Below are 15465 nucleotides of genomic sequence, written 5' to 3'. Positions count from 1 at the left end.
CCAGCCGACAGTAAGGGAACATCCATTTGCCAGCAATCGACCATCACTAAAGATGGTAGGGCGAGGTGTCCTCACCGCGCCGCCGCCGAAGTAACTGAACTTCCAAATAACAACAGCAGCTAATAACGACGGTAACGCTACCCTCCATTCTCCAAACAAGGTGAGTGAAACGGTCGAATAAAATATGGCGGAAGGGGTGGGAGTCGAACCCACGGTAGGGTTTAACCTACGCCTGATTTCGAATCAGGTGCCTTAAACCACTCAGCCACCCTTCCAACCAAGGCCCAAAGTCTTTCCAAACTCTGCCCCTCCCCGCAAGCCCGTATTTCACCTTTCTCCCAAAACCATACTTCAGTGAACGACGCCAAATTACGTTCACGGAAACAAATGTTCTCCCTCTCCCTTCAATAGGGAGAGGGCCGGGGTGAGGGTTGAGAGCGCCTACGATTCAATCATATCACCATAGCATCCAACGCCCGCTCGTCCTTCTCACTTCTCCCCTCGCCCCTTCCCTTAGTCTTCCGCCCTCTCCCCCGCCTGCGCCATCTTCACTAGCTTCGGATCGAACTGCCCCAGCACCTCCACCAAGTCCTTCTGCGCCTCCATCACCTGATGGATGTCCTTATACACGCCCGGCACCTCATCGATACCCGCCGAGATCAGATGCACCCCGCGATCCTTCAAGAGGCGATTCACCTTGCTCCACTCGAAGCTCTCCGTCGCCTTCCTCCGGCTCATCACGCGACCCGCCCCATGCGAGGCCGATTGCAGCGATGCCGCATTCCCCTTCCCGCGCACCAAGAATCCCGGCGTCGCCATCGATCCCGGGATAATCCCCAGCACACCCTCACCCGCCGGCGTCGCCCCCTTCCGATGCACGATCACCTCGCGCTCCACGCCCTCGATGACATGCCGCTCCTTCCACGCAAAGTTATGGTGATTCTCCACATCCAATAACACCTCCAGTCCGAGATGCTCCGCGATGTGCTTATGGATCAACTCATGATTCGCCGCTGCATAACGCCCCATCAACTCCATCGCCGCCCAATACTCCTGCCCCTCTGCCGAATCCATGGACAACCACGCCAAATGCTTATGCTCCTTCGGCAAGTCCGCATGCAGATCCATCGCGATGTTGCTATACCGATCACACACCGCCGCCCCCGAGCCTCGGCTCCCGCTATGGCTCAACAAAGCCACATACACCCCCGGCGCCAGCCCCAACGCCGCAGGCGTTCCCCGTAGTGGGACAGGCGCCACCGCCTGTCCAGTCTCCCCCAGCACCGCAGGTGCCTCAGACAATGCATCTCCACCTTCAGGAACAGTAAACACCCCAAACTCCACAAAATGATTCCCGCTCCCGCTCGTCCCCAGCTGCGCCCAGCCACGATCCTTGTTATGCTTCGTAATCGTCGTCACATTCCAGTCCTCATCCATCACTGCATGCTGCCGACGATCCTTGAACGTCGCCCCCACGCCGAACCGCGTCTCCGCCTCGATCGCCTTGATCAACTTCTCCCGCTTCCGATCCAGCTCCCGCAAGGGCAGATCCAGCACCGTCAACTTCATCCGGCACGCGATATCCACTCCCACCGCATACGGGATCACCGCGTTCTCCGTCGCCAGCACCCCCCCGATCGGCAGGCCGTAGCCCACATGCGCATCCGGCATCAATGCCCCGCGCACCGCCACCGGCAGCTGACACGCCCGCGCCATCTGGTTCACCGCCTCCGGCTCCAGCCCCTCGCCCCACTGCTGCCACCCCGCACGCGTCTGCCGCAACGCCCCCGCCGACCGCGTCCGCACAAGTGCCTTTGCAAACTCCCCGCGCAACTCATCCTCCACGAACCGCGCCGGATCCTTCACAATCGCCTCCGCCTCCTCTTGCAGCTTGGCTTTATCCAACCCCTTCAAGATATACCGCGAAATAAAATCCACCCCACGCCGCGTCGCCTCCCCCGGCGGCACCCCCAACCGAATCAAATCTTTCGTGTTCATAAACTTCTCAAACTTTAACACCGTTGTGATTACTTGCCTTGCGATTCAATCTTTTGAGGAAAAAGCTGATTTATCAAATCACAGCAAATCTCCAACACCGTTACCGATCCGCCATGCAACATCGGATTACCATGCGCTACTACATTTCGCAGCGAAGGGATTGCTTCGATCAGTTTTTCGAGATACTCAGCAGCATGTTTTTCCTCTTCCCATGCAGGGGTTGAGGTTTGCAATTCGTTATCTTGCTGCAAAACTTCATCGAACAGAGAGGTATGTCTTTTCCGATTTTCAGAACTTCTCTGGTAAACTCGGATTTGATCAGACTTCAACCATCCTTTCTCGAAAGCAAACAGAAGCCGCGGTCCCAAATTTTTAACTTTCTTCGTACACTCAGACTCAATGCGTTTTCCCAACGCAAGCTCAAGCGTCGCGCATGCCTGAAGTTCTGCCACAGTCTGAAATCTGTAGGCAAACCAGGAGTAAAGATAGAGGTTGCGAGCAGTATCAAAGCCAGTGCAAACATCTTCTGGAACGTCAGGATTCAAGTTCAGATCGGACATTTGCTGATGAAAATCTTCCAACTGTAGCCCATGCGTAGACCCATCAGCACGAATTTTCACCCAATATGTTTGCCGCACATCAGACAGCAACACTTCGGCAAGAGGCTTGAACTCATCGCCATTCGTGCCATATCCGAAAGTCGGCAACTTTTCTTTGGTCATATTCATGCTTAATCTCTTTTCCCCTCTACTAGAAATGATATGGCTTCACTAAACGCGCGCTTCTCAAACAGCCTAGACATTACGATCGCCACCTCCCCCTCCTGTTCTTCTGATTTCAGAAAATGCTGGAACTTGTTAAGCAATGCAGCCTTGTACACAAGTGGCGGTGCTTGGTTCAACCCGACAGACCCATTTCGAGTTTCAAGAAAGAGAGACTCCTCTGGAAAGGGATTTCCGTGAAGGAATCGGTTTCTTGCCCCATACAATTTCCAGCACAAATATTGCACAGCATTAACTGATCGCGGTTCCTTTTTAACCTTAATTTCGAACCCTGCCCTCAAAGCTTTCTTGCTGAATCTCGTCGAAGCTAATAATTCCAGAAGATCGCTCGATCCAACATCTTTTGAACCTCCATTATGACAAAGCGTTTCAAAGGCGCTAATCCACAGTGCAATGCTTACACCGAAGTCATAGTGCCACATTAGGTTCTTTTTCGGCAATCCAGCAGCGTGATAAGCCACAGCGAGTGAACGAAATAAAGACTCCCATTTCCCTTCACCTCCTATGAACTGCTCTTTCCATGCTGACACCAGATAATCACATAATACCTCGTCCGGATCTGCTCTTAGGCAGTGTCCGAACGAAGGCAAATCAGCACTTCTTTGAGCACGAAATTCTTTTGCTGAATTCCATGAATTCAATGCTGCTCCTCGGTGTTGAATATGAACACCATCACCTACAGGCCTGAATGGATAGAAATCAAAGTAATCAGAATATAGTGGATAAAAAACATTCAACTGCCCCAAAGAGGATTGCCACCCTTTCAAAACACACGACATTGCAAAGAGGTTCCTAAAACTCATTAAGGCGGTAAAATCAACGCCTGCTGGCGCATCCTTCTGAACCACCAAAGCTGTCACCTCGCACTTTCCACCATCTTGATCATGGAAACCATTTAGCAACCGATGAACTGTTTTGTCCTTCTTAGCAATCGCTTGCATCCGTTCATCAGACCCAGGCAAAAGCGCAACCCATTCACATTCAAATGGCTCACGCAAAACCAAGTTAGGTAAAATTCCAAAGACGTGCATCTGTTCGATTTGGCTTTTACCAGACATAATCATCCTTTCGCATTTCCTGCACCATTGTCAGTTTCATACCTTCTCCTTCTGAAAGCACGCCACTAATTCGTCCCGCACCTTCCACACCATCTCCCCATCCATCCGTTTCCGCGTCTTCTCATCCAGCTCCAGCCACAACTCATGCACCGCCGTCCCTTGCGAGACATATTCCGTGCGACGCTTCAATTCACACGCATACGTCCACAACGTCACCTTCGCTCCGAGTTCCGCCGAAGCGATCATCGCATCCAACTCAGCCACCGTCACCACCGCACCCGCCTCTTCAGCCAAAGCCGAAAGTGCCGCACGCTTCAATTCCAACGCCGCCTCTTTCTGACGCCGCTCCAAATGCTTCTTGTGCCTGCGATCATTGATCTTCTTCGCCCCCGTCACCAAGCCCGTCTCTACCCGCATGCTATCCCGCCGCCCGACTTCACCCACTCGAAACGACGTCGCAAAGAACGACGAAAACAGCCGCGCATACGGCACCAACTCCGCTGGCTCCGGCCAAAACTCCCTCGGCAATGAATTCAGATGATGATTGATCCACTCCGCACAACCCTCTGCCGTGCGTATCTGTTCCACCGACTCCGCTGAGAACATCGCCGGATTGGCACGCGCCGCCTGGTTCACCCACATCAACAAGCCATAAGCCCGCTTCTGCAAACTCATCACCTTTTCCAATTCTTCGCGCTTCATAAATATCCAACCTCGTAATCGTCCTTCGTCCTCGCCCCGTAGTGGGACAGGCGCCACCGCCTGTCCAGTCTCCCCTCCTCCGTAGCAGCCGACGTAAGGAGGCTCTAACTTCTCCCCGGAGCGCGGCTCTCCGAGCCGCTGCAACTCACCTGAGCAAAGCCAGCATCAAATCGCCTACAGCCCGCTCCACACCACCCTATCCCCCTCTTGATGTTCGATGTTTCCCATCATTGCCCGCCGGTGCAACCGGCCATTCGCTTGACCCCATTCGGTTGAAAACCTTTCCCCTTTATAATCGAAGCAGTTCCGCATGCGGGATAAGGAGGCTCTAACCTCTTCACTCCCTCACCTCACAAACCTCACCCGCGTCTGCTCCGGAATCACCACCATTCCATCCCTTCGCACATCCTTCATCGAAAAGACAACTTCCTTATCCACCGGCTTATCCCATTCCTGATCCCAACAACCAAACGCCTCGACTACCTCACAGTTCAGCAGAAGCTCCGAAAGATAATCGATCAGCACCTGAGTGCTCTCGAACGCTTCAGGATCATTCTCTCTGGTCGCATCTTCCAACCCGCAATCCGACCAGAAGAAACCACATGCACACCCGGCTGTGGCGATATAAGCCACATTCGGCTGCGTGAAATGCTGCTTCAAAGTAGGCTTCACATTCTTGACCGGTAACGCCATGAACGCCGGGCTTTTACTATTCACCCCCGGCATTTCCGCGTCTGCAGCCAGATAAAGCACCTTGCACATAACTCAACCTCCGTAAAAATTAGGGTCCGTCCACGCCAGTTCTTCCGGGCTCATTTGCAGGACCAGTTTCAGTTCCGTTTCCCAAGACCGCAGCCAGTTGACACACTCTTCCGGCTCCCAAACTGCGTTGATCTGCTCCCACTCAGAGACGATTTTTCCGTTCTTTATCTCCGAAACCGAATGGATCAGTTCGCCCAGCTCTTTCAAGACCTGCTCGCATACCTCGTTCCCATGCGTCCGCACCCAGTGCTTCATTCCTTCCGCCTTGATCACGAATGCATCCGCCCCGCAGCAGCCCGCCACACAATACCCTTCATGCGCGTGCATGAACTCCCAAAGCAACGGCGTCAAAATCAATTTGGTATCATTTGCATTCATAATCTTTACCCTATCTTGCGTCTTCTGCGCCTCTTTGCGGCCATTTCTCTCTCGATGTTCGATGCTTTCCCCAGTCTCTTCATTCTGCCTTCCTCATTCTACATTCCCTATGTCACCTTCCGTGCCAGCCCATTTTCCACCATGATTACAAACAGGTAACCCATTCCAAATCAGCCTGTTAAGCTTCCGATTTCAAAATTAACACCTCAAACCTCATAATTCATAATTGTATCCCATTAGCTATCTTACTAGCTTATCCGCTATGAGCAAGAGGGACAAAGTTCTCATCGGCATCGTCGGCAGCCATCTCGATTCCGGCTTTCACCAGGAGCGATGGAACAAGTGGCGCCCCACCGTGTCCTTGCACCAACAAGCCGATCTGAAATTCTCCCGCTGCGAACTCATCCATCAGCCCGAGCACAAGGATATCGCCGGCTGCGTCTCTGCCGATATCCGCCGCGTCTCAGAAAACACCAAGACCTATCTGCACGAGCAACCCATCAAAGACCCTTGGGATCTCGAAGAAGTTTACGCCTCTCTTTACGACTTCACGAAAATCTACGGCTTCGAGCCGGATCAGGAAGATTACTACATCCACATCACCACCGGTACGCACATCCAGCAGATCGGTCTCTTCCTCCTCACGGAATCACGCCACTTTCCCGGCCGCCTCATCCAAGCTTCGCCCAAGGACGCGCGCAAATCTCCCGAAGGCACCTATCGCATCATCGACCTCGACCTGTCTCAATACGACAAGCTCGCCTCCCGTTTCGAACGCGAAGTCACCGAAGCCCGCACCTTCCTGAAATCCGGCATTGAGACCCGCAACAAACGCTTCAACGCCCTCATCGAACAGATTGAGCACGTCGCCATCGCCTCCCGCGATCCCATCCTTCTCATGGGTCCGACCGGTGCCGGTAAATCCCAACTCGCCAAGCGCATCTATGAACTGAAGAAACTGCGTCACACGCTCAGCGGCGCGTTCGTAGAAGTGAACTGCGCCACCCTCCGTGGTGATTCCGCCATGAGCACTCTTTTCGGGCACGTGAAAGGCTCCTTCACTGGTGCCTTGAAAGATCGCCCCGGCCTCCTGCGCTCAGCCGATGGTGGCCTCCTCTTCCTCGATGAAATCGGCGAACTCGGCACCGATGAACAAGCCATGCTCCTCCGCGCCCTCGAAGAAAAACGCTTCACCCCCTTTGGCGCGGATAAAGAAGTCACCAGCGATTTCCAACTCATCGCCGGCACCAATCGCGACCTCGCCATCCGCGTCCGTGAAGGCACCTTCCGCGATGACCTCCTCGCCCGCATCAACCTCTGGACCTACCAACTCCCCGGCCTCCGCGACCGCCGCGAAGACATCGAGCCGAACCTCGATTACGAACTCGACCGTTACGCCGCCAAGAACAGCCGCCGTGTGACCATGAGCAAGGAAGTCCGCGAACACTTCCTCGAATTCGCCCGCTCTAGTGAAGCCACCTGGTCTGGCAACTTCCGCGACCTCAACGCCAGCATCACCCGCATGGCCACCCTTGCCCCCAGCGGCCGCATCTCTCTGGAAATCCTCGAAGCCGAACTCACCCGCCTCCGCCACGCCTGGCAAGACCCTATCGAATCCAGCGACGAAACCGCCGCCCTCGCCTCCGTGCTAAGTGAAAAAGAAATCTCGCAGATCGACTCCTTCGACCGCGCGCAACTCAATCACGTCATCACCATCTGCCAAAAATCCCACACCCTCAGCGAAGCCGGTCGCCAACTCTTCAACATCACCCGCACCCAACGCAAAATCACCAACGACGCCGACCGCCTGCGCAAATACCTCGCCCGCTTCCACCTCGACTGGGAAAAAGTGAAACAAGCCTAGCAGCGCGACTCTCCGAGTCGCAGCAACATCCGCAAACCAGCAACTTCACAATAACATCAAATGCGAAAAATGTTCTCCCTCTCCCTTCAATGGGGAGAGGGCCGGGGTGAGGGGTGAGAACAAACCAAACGTAATTAATCTCCTACAACCGCATTCCCCCCATCTGTGTTCCATCCGTGAAAATCCGTGGCTAAGAAAAATCACATCTCCCTCAACACCTGCTCCATCTCTTCCCTAGGCCCCTCATGATTCTGCTCAATCGCCAACTGCAACGCCCGCTCAAACGCCTGCTTCGCCGCCACCCTATCACCCGCCTGCAAATCGCATTTCCCGATCAATATCTGCACCACCATCCAGTCCGGCTTCTTCTGCAACGCCACCACAAGCTGCTCCTTTGCCTCAGCAAACAGCCCTGCATCGAACAACGCTTTGCCCAGACTGAACCGCGCCATCTCATTCCCCGGAAACTTCTCCACCATGGCGCGATGCCGATTGATCACCTCTGACATAATAATAAAACTCTAGTTCGATATGTAGGCCGACGTAGCACGAATCACCGTGCTGCCGGATTCCAGCCGGCAGGACAGACGCTCTCGACGAATCACGCGTCTTCGCTTGTAACGGGTTGAATTTGTCCCTCCGCACGCGCACTATCAAGCGTCGTTGTGAAAAAGCTCCTCTCCATCCAAGTCGGCCCGCCCAAGACACTCGAAAGCCCGAACTTCTCCGGCGGCCTGAAAACCTGGATCACCGGCATCTTCAAAGAAACCGTGAACGCCCCTGTCCACCTGCGCTTCACGAATCTCGACGGCGATGGTCAGGCCGACCTCGTGAACCACGGCGGCGTGGATAAAGCTGTGAACGTCTACCCCATCGAGCACTATCCATACTGGCGCGATAAACTGAACATCCCCGCCCTCACCAACGGCGCTTTCGGTGAAAACTTCACCACTTCTGGCCTGCTCGAAACCGACATCTGCATCGGCGACACCTTCACCCTCGGTGATGCCATCGTCCAAGTCTCCCAACCGCGCCAACCCTGCTGGAAGCTCGCCATTAAGTGGCACATCAAAGACCTCGCCCTGCAAGTAGAGCAAACCGGCAAAACCGGCTGGTACTTCCGCGTGCTACAAGAAGGCCTTGTGAAAGCCGATGACGAGCTCAGACTCATCGAGCACCCCTTCCCCCAGTGGACCATCGAAGCCGCCAACCAGATCATGCACCACCGCCCGGAAGATTTCGAAGCCGCCGCCAAACTCGCCGACTGCCCCCTCCTCTCCGCCAGCTGGCAACGCTCCCTCAGCCACCGCGCCAATTCCGGTAAAGCAGCGGACACAAGCGCCCGCCACGGCAACTAACGGAGCGCCGAGCTCCAGCTCGGCGTTAGCCTCGCAGAATCCTGTTCGCGTAAGATCATAAGCAGGCGCTCAAAAACAAAAACGGCATGCCGTTCCCAGCACGCCGTTTTCCGTGTCTTCCGCTCATTCCGCGGTTTTAAAAACCTCACTTCGGCCGGATCAAAATCTCCTCGATCACCGCTCGTCCCGGCAGATTCGCCACCAGCCAGACCGTATCCGCCAGATCCTCTGGCTGCAGCATGTTCACCCGCGCCTCCATCGGCGGCGGCACCGGACGCCGATCCAGCAACGGCGTATTAATATCACCCGGGAAAATCGAGCACGCACGAATACCATTCTGCCGTTCCTCCACATTGATCGCCTGCGTCAAACCCGACTGACCGAACTTGGAAACGATATACGCCGGACCCGCCTTCGGATTCGCCAAACGGCCTGCCTCGGAAATTACGTTCACGATCGTGCCGGACTTCTGCTCGCGCATCTTCGGCAAGAACGCCTGCGCCACGTAATACGAACCATGCAGATTCGCATTCATGATCATATGATAATCCTCCGTCGCCAGCTCGTTCATGCGCCGCTTCGCCGTATTCGTCCCCGCCGCATTAACGATGACTTCCGCCGCACCCAACGTGTCGAGCACCTTGGACGCCATCTTCTTCACCGCAGCCTCATCACCGATATCGCACGGGCAAGTGAGCATCCGCTTGCGCGCATCGCCCGCCTTCTCCAGCGTTTCCTTCAGCGCATCGGCACGACGACCGATCAACGCCACATTCCAGCCTTCCTTGGCGAACTTGATCGCCACGGCCTGTCCCACGCCGCTTCCGGCACCAGTCACAACTGCTGTTTTAGCCATAAACAAATTTTTAGAGATCAATCCACTGTTTGATTTCCGAAGACTTCACCGCCGCATCCATCACCGTCTGCGCGCGGGCACCGTCATGGAAGCTCACATTACATTGGCGCTGCTCACGGATGGCGTTCACAAACTCCACCGCCTGATCATAACGGAAGCTCACCAGCGGATCACCCACCCCTGGATCACGCGGACTGCCTGGCAACACGAAGAACTCCTTCGGGATGGTGATAGTCTTCAGCCCCGGTCCGCCGACCTTGCCATACTGCAACTCATTCCAAGTGCCCGTCGTAAAGCTGAAGCTCGCCTCGCTGCCGTTCAATTCCACGCGGTCTGGACTGCGCCAGCTCTCATTCACACCGCTCGCCAGCTTGGAGCTTTCCAGCACACCCGATGCGCCATTCTTGAACTCCGAGAGGATGGACACGAAATCATCCGTATCATTCGGCTGACCGCCACGCATCGGCGTCATCGTCATAAGATTCGCCACGAGACGCTTCATCGGCCCGATAAGATGATGCGCGAAATCAATGCGATGACTAAGCATGTCACCGATCTCACCCGTGCCCGCCATGCGCTTCTGCTGACGCCAGCCCACATTGCGCGTGCCCCAATCCTGCAACCGGCAAGAACGATAATGATACGGCGTGCCGAGATCACCCTGCTGAATCAAGTGATGCAAGTAACGCATCGCCGGAACGAAGCGATACGTGAACGCCGTCATGTGCCGCACATTCGCCTTGTCCGCTTCCGCCGCCATGAGCGCTGCATCCGCTGCCGTCAAAGCCAGCGGCTTCTCGCACAGGATATGCTTGCCCGACTTCGCCGCCGCAATGGCCACCGGCGGATGAAACACATTCGGCGTCGCGATGATGATCGCATGGATATCATCCCGCTTCACGATGTCTTCCCAATTGGAAGTCGCCAGAGGCGCCCCTGTCTGTTGCCGCGCCGTCTCCAGCGTGGCCGGATTCGCGTCACACAGCGCCGTGACCTTGACATCCTTGCAAAGCGCGAGACCTGGAAGATGGTTTTGCAGCGTGATGCCGCCCGTGCCGATGATGGCAAAATTCAATGTGCTCATGGATCAATCAAAACGAATGCGGCGCAGTATGGAGCCGCGCACAAAATTGGCAAGCACGCGCATCCCCGCATTCCCCCTGTCGACGAAGCATAAATCTCGTGCTGCCGGATTCCAGCCGGCAGTCCAACGCACCCGACACAACTCAATGGTTTGGCAAATCTTCCTCCTCTTTCCCTCTTGGTCTCTCTTGCCTAACCCGCTAAACCTCTCCCATGCCGGACGCGCCAGTGCTCAATCTGAAATCCTTGGTCAAAGACCTCTGGGGGGTCGGCCGGGAGCGTGCGGCCCAATTGCACCGGCTGGAGATATTCAGCGTCGAGGACCTGCTCTTCCACCGACCGCGCCGTTACGAAGACCGCCGCCACTTCCTCTCCATCTTCGATCTCACGCTCGATAGTGCCGCCACCGTTCGCGGCCAGATCGTCGCCATGGGCTTGAATACCTTTGCGAAAGGCCGCAAATCCGTTTTCGAAATCGTCGTGGATGACGGCTCCGCCCGCCTGCATTGCCGCTGGTGGAATCTCCCTTACATGGAGAATTACTTCCGCACCGGCGATGACGTGATGATCTACGGCAAGCCGAACTCGCTCAAGCCCCGCACCATGGATCATCCCGAGACAGAAGTGATCGAGCCTGGCGAAGAAGTTTCCATTCATCTGAACCGCATCGTCCCCATCTACCCGCTCACCGAAGGCCTGCCGCAACGCTGGCTGCGCTCCCTCGTCTGGCGTACGATGGAGCAGTACGAATCGCTCCTCAAGGAACCCTATCCTGAGGCCGTCTCTGCTGGTTACCCCGAGTTCAGCAACGCCCTGCACATGCTTCATTTCCCTGAAGAACGTGAGGATACTGACATCGCGCGCAAACGGCTCGCACTGAACGAACTCATCGCGCTGCAGCAAGAGATACAGAGTCGCCGTCGCCGTTTGGAACTGAGCGCCACCGCCATGCCCTGCTCCGGCGATAACCGTTTCATCAAACCGTTCCTCGCCAAGCTCGGCTTCAAGCTCACCGACGGCCAGACGAAAGTCCTCCGCGAGATCCGTCACGACCTCGGCGGCGAACACCCCATGCGTCGCCTGCTGCAAGGTGATGTCGGCGCAGGCAAAACCGCCGTGGCCGCCTGCGCCGCGCTGATGACACTTGAGAGCGGCTACACCGTTCTGCTCATGGCACCCACCGAGATTCTTGCCGAGCAACACTACCGCAATTTTAAGCGCTGGTTCGAGCCGTTGGATATCCCGGTAGAGTTCCAATCTGGCAGCCGCAAAACCTATTTCTCCCACGATCGCCCCTGCCTCGTCATCGGCACACACGCACTTGTGCAGGAAGCGTTTCGCTTGAAGATGGTCGGCCTTGTCGTCATCGATGAGCAGCACAAATTCGGCGTCTCCCAGCGCGAATCCCTTGTGCGCAAAGGTGAATACCCTCACCTCCTTGTCATGACCGCCACGCCCATCCCGCGCACCTTGGGCCTCACGCTTTACGGTGATCTGGATGTCTCCGTCATCGATAAGCTGCCCGGCAATCGTGGCCGCATCCGCACCTACGTCCGCACGCCGGATAAGCTCAAACAAGTCCTCGCCTTCATCATGGAGAAACTGGGTGAAGGCCGTCAGGCCTACATCGTCTATCCTCGCGTGGAAGAAGATGACACGGACAAAGATGTCAAAGCTGTGAAAGGCGAGTTCAACAAACTCGCCCTCTCACTAGCCCCTTTCAAAACCGGACTGCTCCACGGACGTGTTTCTTCCGAGGAAAAAGACCGCGTGATGACCGCTTTCCGCGATAACAAGCTACAATGCCTCGTCGCCACCAGCGTGATCGAAGTCGGCGTGGATGTGCCGAACGCGACTGTCATGGTCATTGAAAACGCCGAGCAATTCGGTCTCGCCCAACTGCATCAATTACGCGGCCGCATTGGCCGTGGCGAACATGATTCGCACTGCATCTTGCTCGCCCGCTTGAAAACCGATGAAGCCCGCCAACGCATGAAGGTGATGGAAGAAACCACCGATGGCTTCCGCATCGCCGAAGCCGATCTCGAATTGCGCGGCCCCGGCGATCTCCTTGGCCGCGCCCAAAGCGGCCTGCCCCCCTTCAAATTCGCCAACCTCGTCCAAGACCTACCTTTGGTCGAAGAAGCCCGCCGCCTCGCCACTCAAAGGCTAAACTCCAAGTAACGTAGCAGTCCCGCATGCGGGATGAGGAGGCTCTAACAACTTTTCCATATCTGTGTGATTCTGTGTTCCCTCTGTGGCTAAGAAATCTTATTCCGCCCACAGCTTTTCCTTTTTTTCCCATTCAATGAGAAGCTCCCTAAACCTCTGCGCTGGCGGCGGATCATCATCCACCTGCCACACTAAGACTAATTCCACATGATGCACCGGCGTCAGCGGTATGAACGTCAGCGAAGATTCCGATGTCAGCACCGAATCCGGCACAACGGCTACCCCCGCTCCCGCCTCTGCATAACTCAACACTGTCCCAATCAAACTCGGAGTCTGCGCAAACCTCGGTGTGATCCCAGCCTGCCGACATCCCGCCAGCACCGCATCATGCAGACTCATGCCCTCTCGACGCGCCAACACGATCAAAGGCAACTGTGCCAACGCACTCCATGGCAAACTCTTCTTCTTCGCCAGCGGATGATCCGTCCTCACTACCACACCCATCCGCTCCTTCCGCAGCAATACTGTCCTCAGCCCTAGCGATTCATGCGCCATCACCGGACGCGTCAGCGCCACGGAGAGCCGCCCTTTCGCCACCATCTCCCAAACCCGCTCTGGCGTCCGCTCTTCCAAATGAATTGATACCAGCGGATACCGCTTCCGATATTCCGCCAGCAATCTCCCCAAGAATGGCTGCGTCGGTGGCCCAATGTAGCCTAGCCGCAATTCCCCTTCCTCACCCGCCGCCGTGCGCCTCACGCGACGCAATGAATCCTCCCACCGCTCCAGCAACAAACCCGCCTCGCGCAATAAAACGATCCCCGCCGGTGTGAGCTTCACATAATGCCGCGTCCGCTCAAACAGCAGTGCCCCCAGCTCCGCCTCGATCTCCTTCACCGCCCGGCTGAGCGCTGGTTGCGCCACCCGCAGACGACGCGCCGCCCGGGAGTAATTCAACTCCTCCGCCACTGCCTGAAAATATCGCAGATGCCGCAGGTCCATAGATTTACCAGTGATAACAGCCCGTTATAACGATGATAGCGAGCTTTTATTTCCGTTACCACGAAAATCAACTATTGTGTAACCACTCATTAAGCGCACACGTATGTCAAACAACGCTGAACAATTTGATGCCATCATCATCGGTGGCGGTCCTGCCGGTTCCAGTTCTGCTGCCATCCTTGCGGAATACGGCCACAAAGTCCTCGTGCTCGAGCGCGAGAAATTCCCCCGCTATCACATCGGCGAATCGCTCATCCCTTTCACCTTCCAGCCGCTGGAACGTCTCGGGCTCATCCCGACCATGAAGAACTCGCACTTCGTGAAGAAGTACAGCGTCACCTTCGTGCAACCGGAAGGCAAACGCTCCCTGCCCTTCTATTTCCACACGCGTTACGATAAAGAGACTATCGCCCAGACTTGGCAGGTGCTGCGCTCCGAGTTCGATGAATTGCTGCTCAACAACGCACGCGCGAAAGGCGCCGTGGTCCGCGAAGAAACTTCGGTAAAGCAATTGCTCATGGATGGCGAACGCGTCATCGGCGTGGAGGCCACCACGAAGGATGGCAAGACCTACCAAGTCCACGCTCCCATCACTTTAGATTGCACAGGCAAGGAAGCCTTCACCTCGAACCGTCGCGGGTGGCGCATGAACGATCCTTACCTGAACAAGATTGCTGTGTGGACCTATTACAAAGGTTCACAGCGTGGCGAAGGCATGGATGAGGGCGCTACGACCGTTGCCTATGTGCCGGACAAGGGCTGGTTCTGGCACATTCCTCAACACAATGACATGGTCAGCATCGGCATCGTGGCGGAAGGCAAGTATCTCACGCGCGATGGCGTGCGCGACCCCAAGAGTATCTTCGATCGCGAGATCAATGAGAATCAATGGGTGAAGAACCACCTCGCCGTCGGCCAGCAAGTGGGCGATTATTTCGTCACCAGCGAATACTCCCGCCACTCGAAATATTGCGCTGCTCCTGGCCTTCTGCTTGTCGGTGATGCTTTCGCCTTCCTCGATCCCGTATTCAGCAGTGGCGTCATGCTTGCCTTGAAGAGTGGCGTGATGTCCGGCGAGATCGTGCACAAATGCATCGTGGATAAAGATTTCTCCCCGGAACGCTTCACCGAATACGGCACCACCATGCGCATCGGCGTGGAGAACATGCGCAAGCTCGTTTACGCCTTCTATGATCCGAAGTTCAGTTTCCGCGAAGTCATCAAGAAATATCCCGAGGCCGCCGGCCAGATCACTGACTGCCTTTCCGGCGATGTGAATAAAGACTTCACCGAACTCTGGAATCACATCCGTGAGTTCATCCCGCTGCCCGATGATTTGCCCTATGGCGAGCCGTTGAAAGCTGCCGAACCGGTCAGCGCCTGATTTTCAAATCCCTCTTGCCACATGGTGAGAGGGATTTTCCATGCACTCTAACGATTCCCCGTGAGT

Annotated in this window: 14 protein-coding genes and 1 tRNA gene; 4 read left to right on the top strand and 11 right to left on the bottom strand. The window is 55.8% G+C overall.

Going from position 1 to position 15465, the window contains the following annotated elements:
- Positions 1–185: 185 nt before the first annotated feature.
- The 7 genes from VGH19_23955 to VGH19_23925 form a co-directional block, all read right to left on the bottom strand.
- A tRNA-Ser gene (locus VGH19_23955) sits at positions 186–275 on the bottom strand.
- A 238-nt stretch (positions 276–513) separates the two neighbouring features.
- Positions 514–1998: an RtcB family protein gene (locus VGH19_23950; GenBank protein HEY1174440.1), complete on the bottom strand. Its 1485-nt coding sequence runs from the start codon at positions 1996–1998 to the stop codon at positions 514–516.
- Positions 1999–2027: 29 nt separating this feature from the next.
- Positions 2028–2726, bottom strand: a complete 699-nt coding sequence (locus tag VGH19_23945; protein HEY1174439.1) for a hypothetical protein — start codon at positions 2724–2726, stop codon at positions 2028–2030.
- A gap of 2 nt (positions 2727–2728) precedes the next feature.
- Positions 2729–3838 carry a hypothetical protein gene (locus VGH19_23940; GenBank protein ID HEY1174438.1) on the bottom strand — a complete coding sequence of 370 codons (1110 nt, stop codon included), beginning with the start codon at positions 3836–3838 and terminating at the stop codon, positions 2729–2731.
- Positions 3839–3874: 36 nt separating this feature from the next.
- Complete coding sequence (locus VGH19_23935; protein HEY1174437.1) at positions 3875–4540, bottom strand: hypothetical protein; 666 nt, start codon at positions 4538–4540, stop codon at positions 3875–3877.
- Positions 4541–4885: 345 nt separating this feature from the next.
- Positions 4886–5302 carry a hypothetical protein gene (locus VGH19_23930; protein HEY1174436.1) on the bottom strand — a complete coding sequence of 139 codons (417 nt, stop codon included), beginning with the start codon at positions 5300–5302 and terminating at the stop codon, positions 4886–4888.
- A 3-nt stretch (positions 5303–5305) separates the two neighbouring features.
- Entirely contained in the window at positions 5306–5680 is a 375-nt protein-coding gene (locus VGH19_23925) for a DUF6331 family protein (GenBank protein ID HEY1174435.1), read from the bottom strand.
- Between the two features lie 262 nt (positions 5681–5942).
- Between VGH19_23925 and rtcR the strand changes: the two genes are divergently transcribed.
- Positions 5943–7544: an RNA repair transcriptional activator RtcR gene (gene rtcR / locus VGH19_23920; GenBank protein HEY1174434.1), complete on the top strand. Its 1602-nt coding sequence runs from the start codon at positions 5943–5945 to the stop codon at positions 7542–7544.
- Positions 7545–7744: 200 nt separating this feature from the next.
- Here rtcR and VGH19_23915 read toward each other — a convergent pair whose 3' ends face one another.
- Positions 7745–8053, bottom strand: coding sequence for a molecular chaperone DnaJ (locus VGH19_23915; GenBank protein ID HEY1174433.1), 309 nt, complete (start codon positions 8051–8053; stop codon positions 7745–7747).
- 156 nt (positions 8054–8209) lie between these two features.
- Between VGH19_23915 and VGH19_23910 the strand changes: the two genes are divergently transcribed.
- Entirely contained in the window at positions 8210–8902 is a 693-nt protein-coding gene (locus tag VGH19_23910) for an MOSC domain-containing protein (GenBank protein HEY1174432.1), read from the top strand.
- A 145-nt stretch (positions 8903–9047) separates the two neighbouring features.
- Here VGH19_23910 and VGH19_23905 read toward each other — a convergent pair whose 3' ends face one another.
- Entirely contained in the window at positions 9048–9758 is a 711-nt protein-coding gene (locus VGH19_23905) for an SDR family NAD(P)-dependent oxidoreductase (GenBank protein HEY1174431.1), read from the bottom strand.
- 10 nt (positions 9759–9768) lie between these two features.
- Positions 9769–10842 carry a Gfo/Idh/MocA family oxidoreductase gene (locus VGH19_23900; GenBank protein HEY1174430.1) on the bottom strand — a complete coding sequence of 358 codons (1074 nt, stop codon included), beginning with the start codon at positions 10840–10842 and terminating at the stop codon, positions 9769–9771.
- 212 nt (positions 10843–11054) lie between these two features.
- Between VGH19_23900 and recG the strand changes: the two genes are divergently transcribed.
- A complete protein-coding gene (gene recG / locus VGH19_23895) occupies positions 11055–13025 on the top strand; it encodes an ATP-dependent DNA helicase RecG (protein ID HEY1174429.1) in 1971 nt (656 codons plus the stop codon).
- Positions 13026–13112: 87 nt separating this feature from the next.
- Here the strand turns inward: recG and VGH19_23890 are convergent, their stop codons facing one another.
- Positions 13113–14015, bottom strand: a complete 903-nt coding sequence (locus VGH19_23890) for a LysR substrate-binding domain-containing protein (protein HEY1174428.1) — start codon at positions 14013–14015, stop codon at positions 13113–13115.
- A 103-nt stretch (positions 14016–14118) separates the two neighbouring features.
- On the opposite strand from VGH19_23890, the gene VGH19_23885 reads away from it, so the two are divergent.
- Entirely contained in the window at positions 14119–15399 is a 1281-nt protein-coding gene (locus VGH19_23885) for an NAD(P)/FAD-dependent oxidoreductase (GenBank protein HEY1174427.1), read from the top strand.
- The last annotated feature ends 66 nt before the right edge of the window (positions 15400–15465 follow it).

This window comes from Verrucomicrobiia bacterium (assembly GCA_036405135.1).
Lineage (GTDB): Bacteria > Verrucomicrobiota > Verrucomicrobiia > Limisphaerales > JAEYXS01 > JAEYXS01.
The sequence above is the reverse complement of the archived record's forward strand: the minus strand, read 5'-3'. Positions and strand labels throughout refer to the sequence as shown.

What these genes read in the sequence shown, in the direction of transcription:
- VGH19_23950 (HEY1174440.1), bottom strand. Translation starts at nt 1,998, where the DNA reads ATGAACACGAAAGATTTGATTCGGTTGGGGGTGCCGCCGGGGGAGGCG.
- VGH19_23945 (HEY1174439.1), bottom strand. Translation starts at nt 2,726, where the DNA reads ATGAATATGACCAAAGAAAAGTTGCCGACTTTCGGATATGGCACGAAT.
- VGH19_23940 (HEY1174438.1), bottom strand. Translation starts at nt 3,838, where the DNA reads ATGTCTGGTAAAAGCCAAATCGAACAGATGCACGTCTTTGGAATTTTA.
- VGH19_23935 (HEY1174437.1), bottom strand. Translation starts at nt 4,540, where the DNA reads ATGAAGCGCGAAGAATTGGAAAAGGTGATGAGTTTGCAGAAGCGGGCT.
- VGH19_23930 (HEY1174436.1), bottom strand. Translation starts at nt 5,302, where the DNA reads ATGTGCAAGGTGCTTTATCTGGCTGCAGACGCGGAAATGCCGGGGGTG.
- VGH19_23925 (HEY1174435.1), bottom strand. Translation starts at nt 5,680, where the DNA reads ATGAATGCAAATGATACCAAATTGATTTTGACGCCGTTGCTTTGGGAG.
- rtcR (HEY1174434.1), top strand. Translation starts at nt 5,943, where the DNA reads ATGAGCAAGAGGGACAAAGTTCTCATCGGCATCGTCGGCAGCCATCTC.
- VGH19_23915 (HEY1174433.1), bottom strand. Translation starts at nt 8,053, where the DNA reads ATGTCAGAGGTGATCAATCGGCATCGCGCCATGGTGGAGAAGTTTCCG.
- VGH19_23905 (HEY1174431.1), bottom strand. Translation starts at nt 9,758, where the DNA reads ATGGCTAAAACAGCAGTTGTGACTGGTGCCGGAAGCGGCGTGGGACAG.
- VGH19_23900 (HEY1174430.1), bottom strand. Translation starts at nt 10,842, where the DNA reads ATGAGCACATTGAATTTTGCCATCATCGGCACGGGCGGCATCACGCTG.
- recG (HEY1174429.1), top strand. Translation starts at nt 11,055, where the DNA reads ATGCCGGACGCGCCAGTGCTCAATCTGAAATCCTTGGTCAAAGACCTC.
- VGH19_23890 (HEY1174428.1), bottom strand. Translation starts at nt 14,015, where the DNA reads ATGGACCTGCGGCATCTGCGATATTTTCAGGCAGTGGCGGAGGAGTTG.
- VGH19_23885 (HEY1174427.1), top strand. Translation starts at nt 14,119, where the DNA reads ATGTCAAACAACGCTGAACAATTTGATGCCATCATCATCGGTGGCGGT.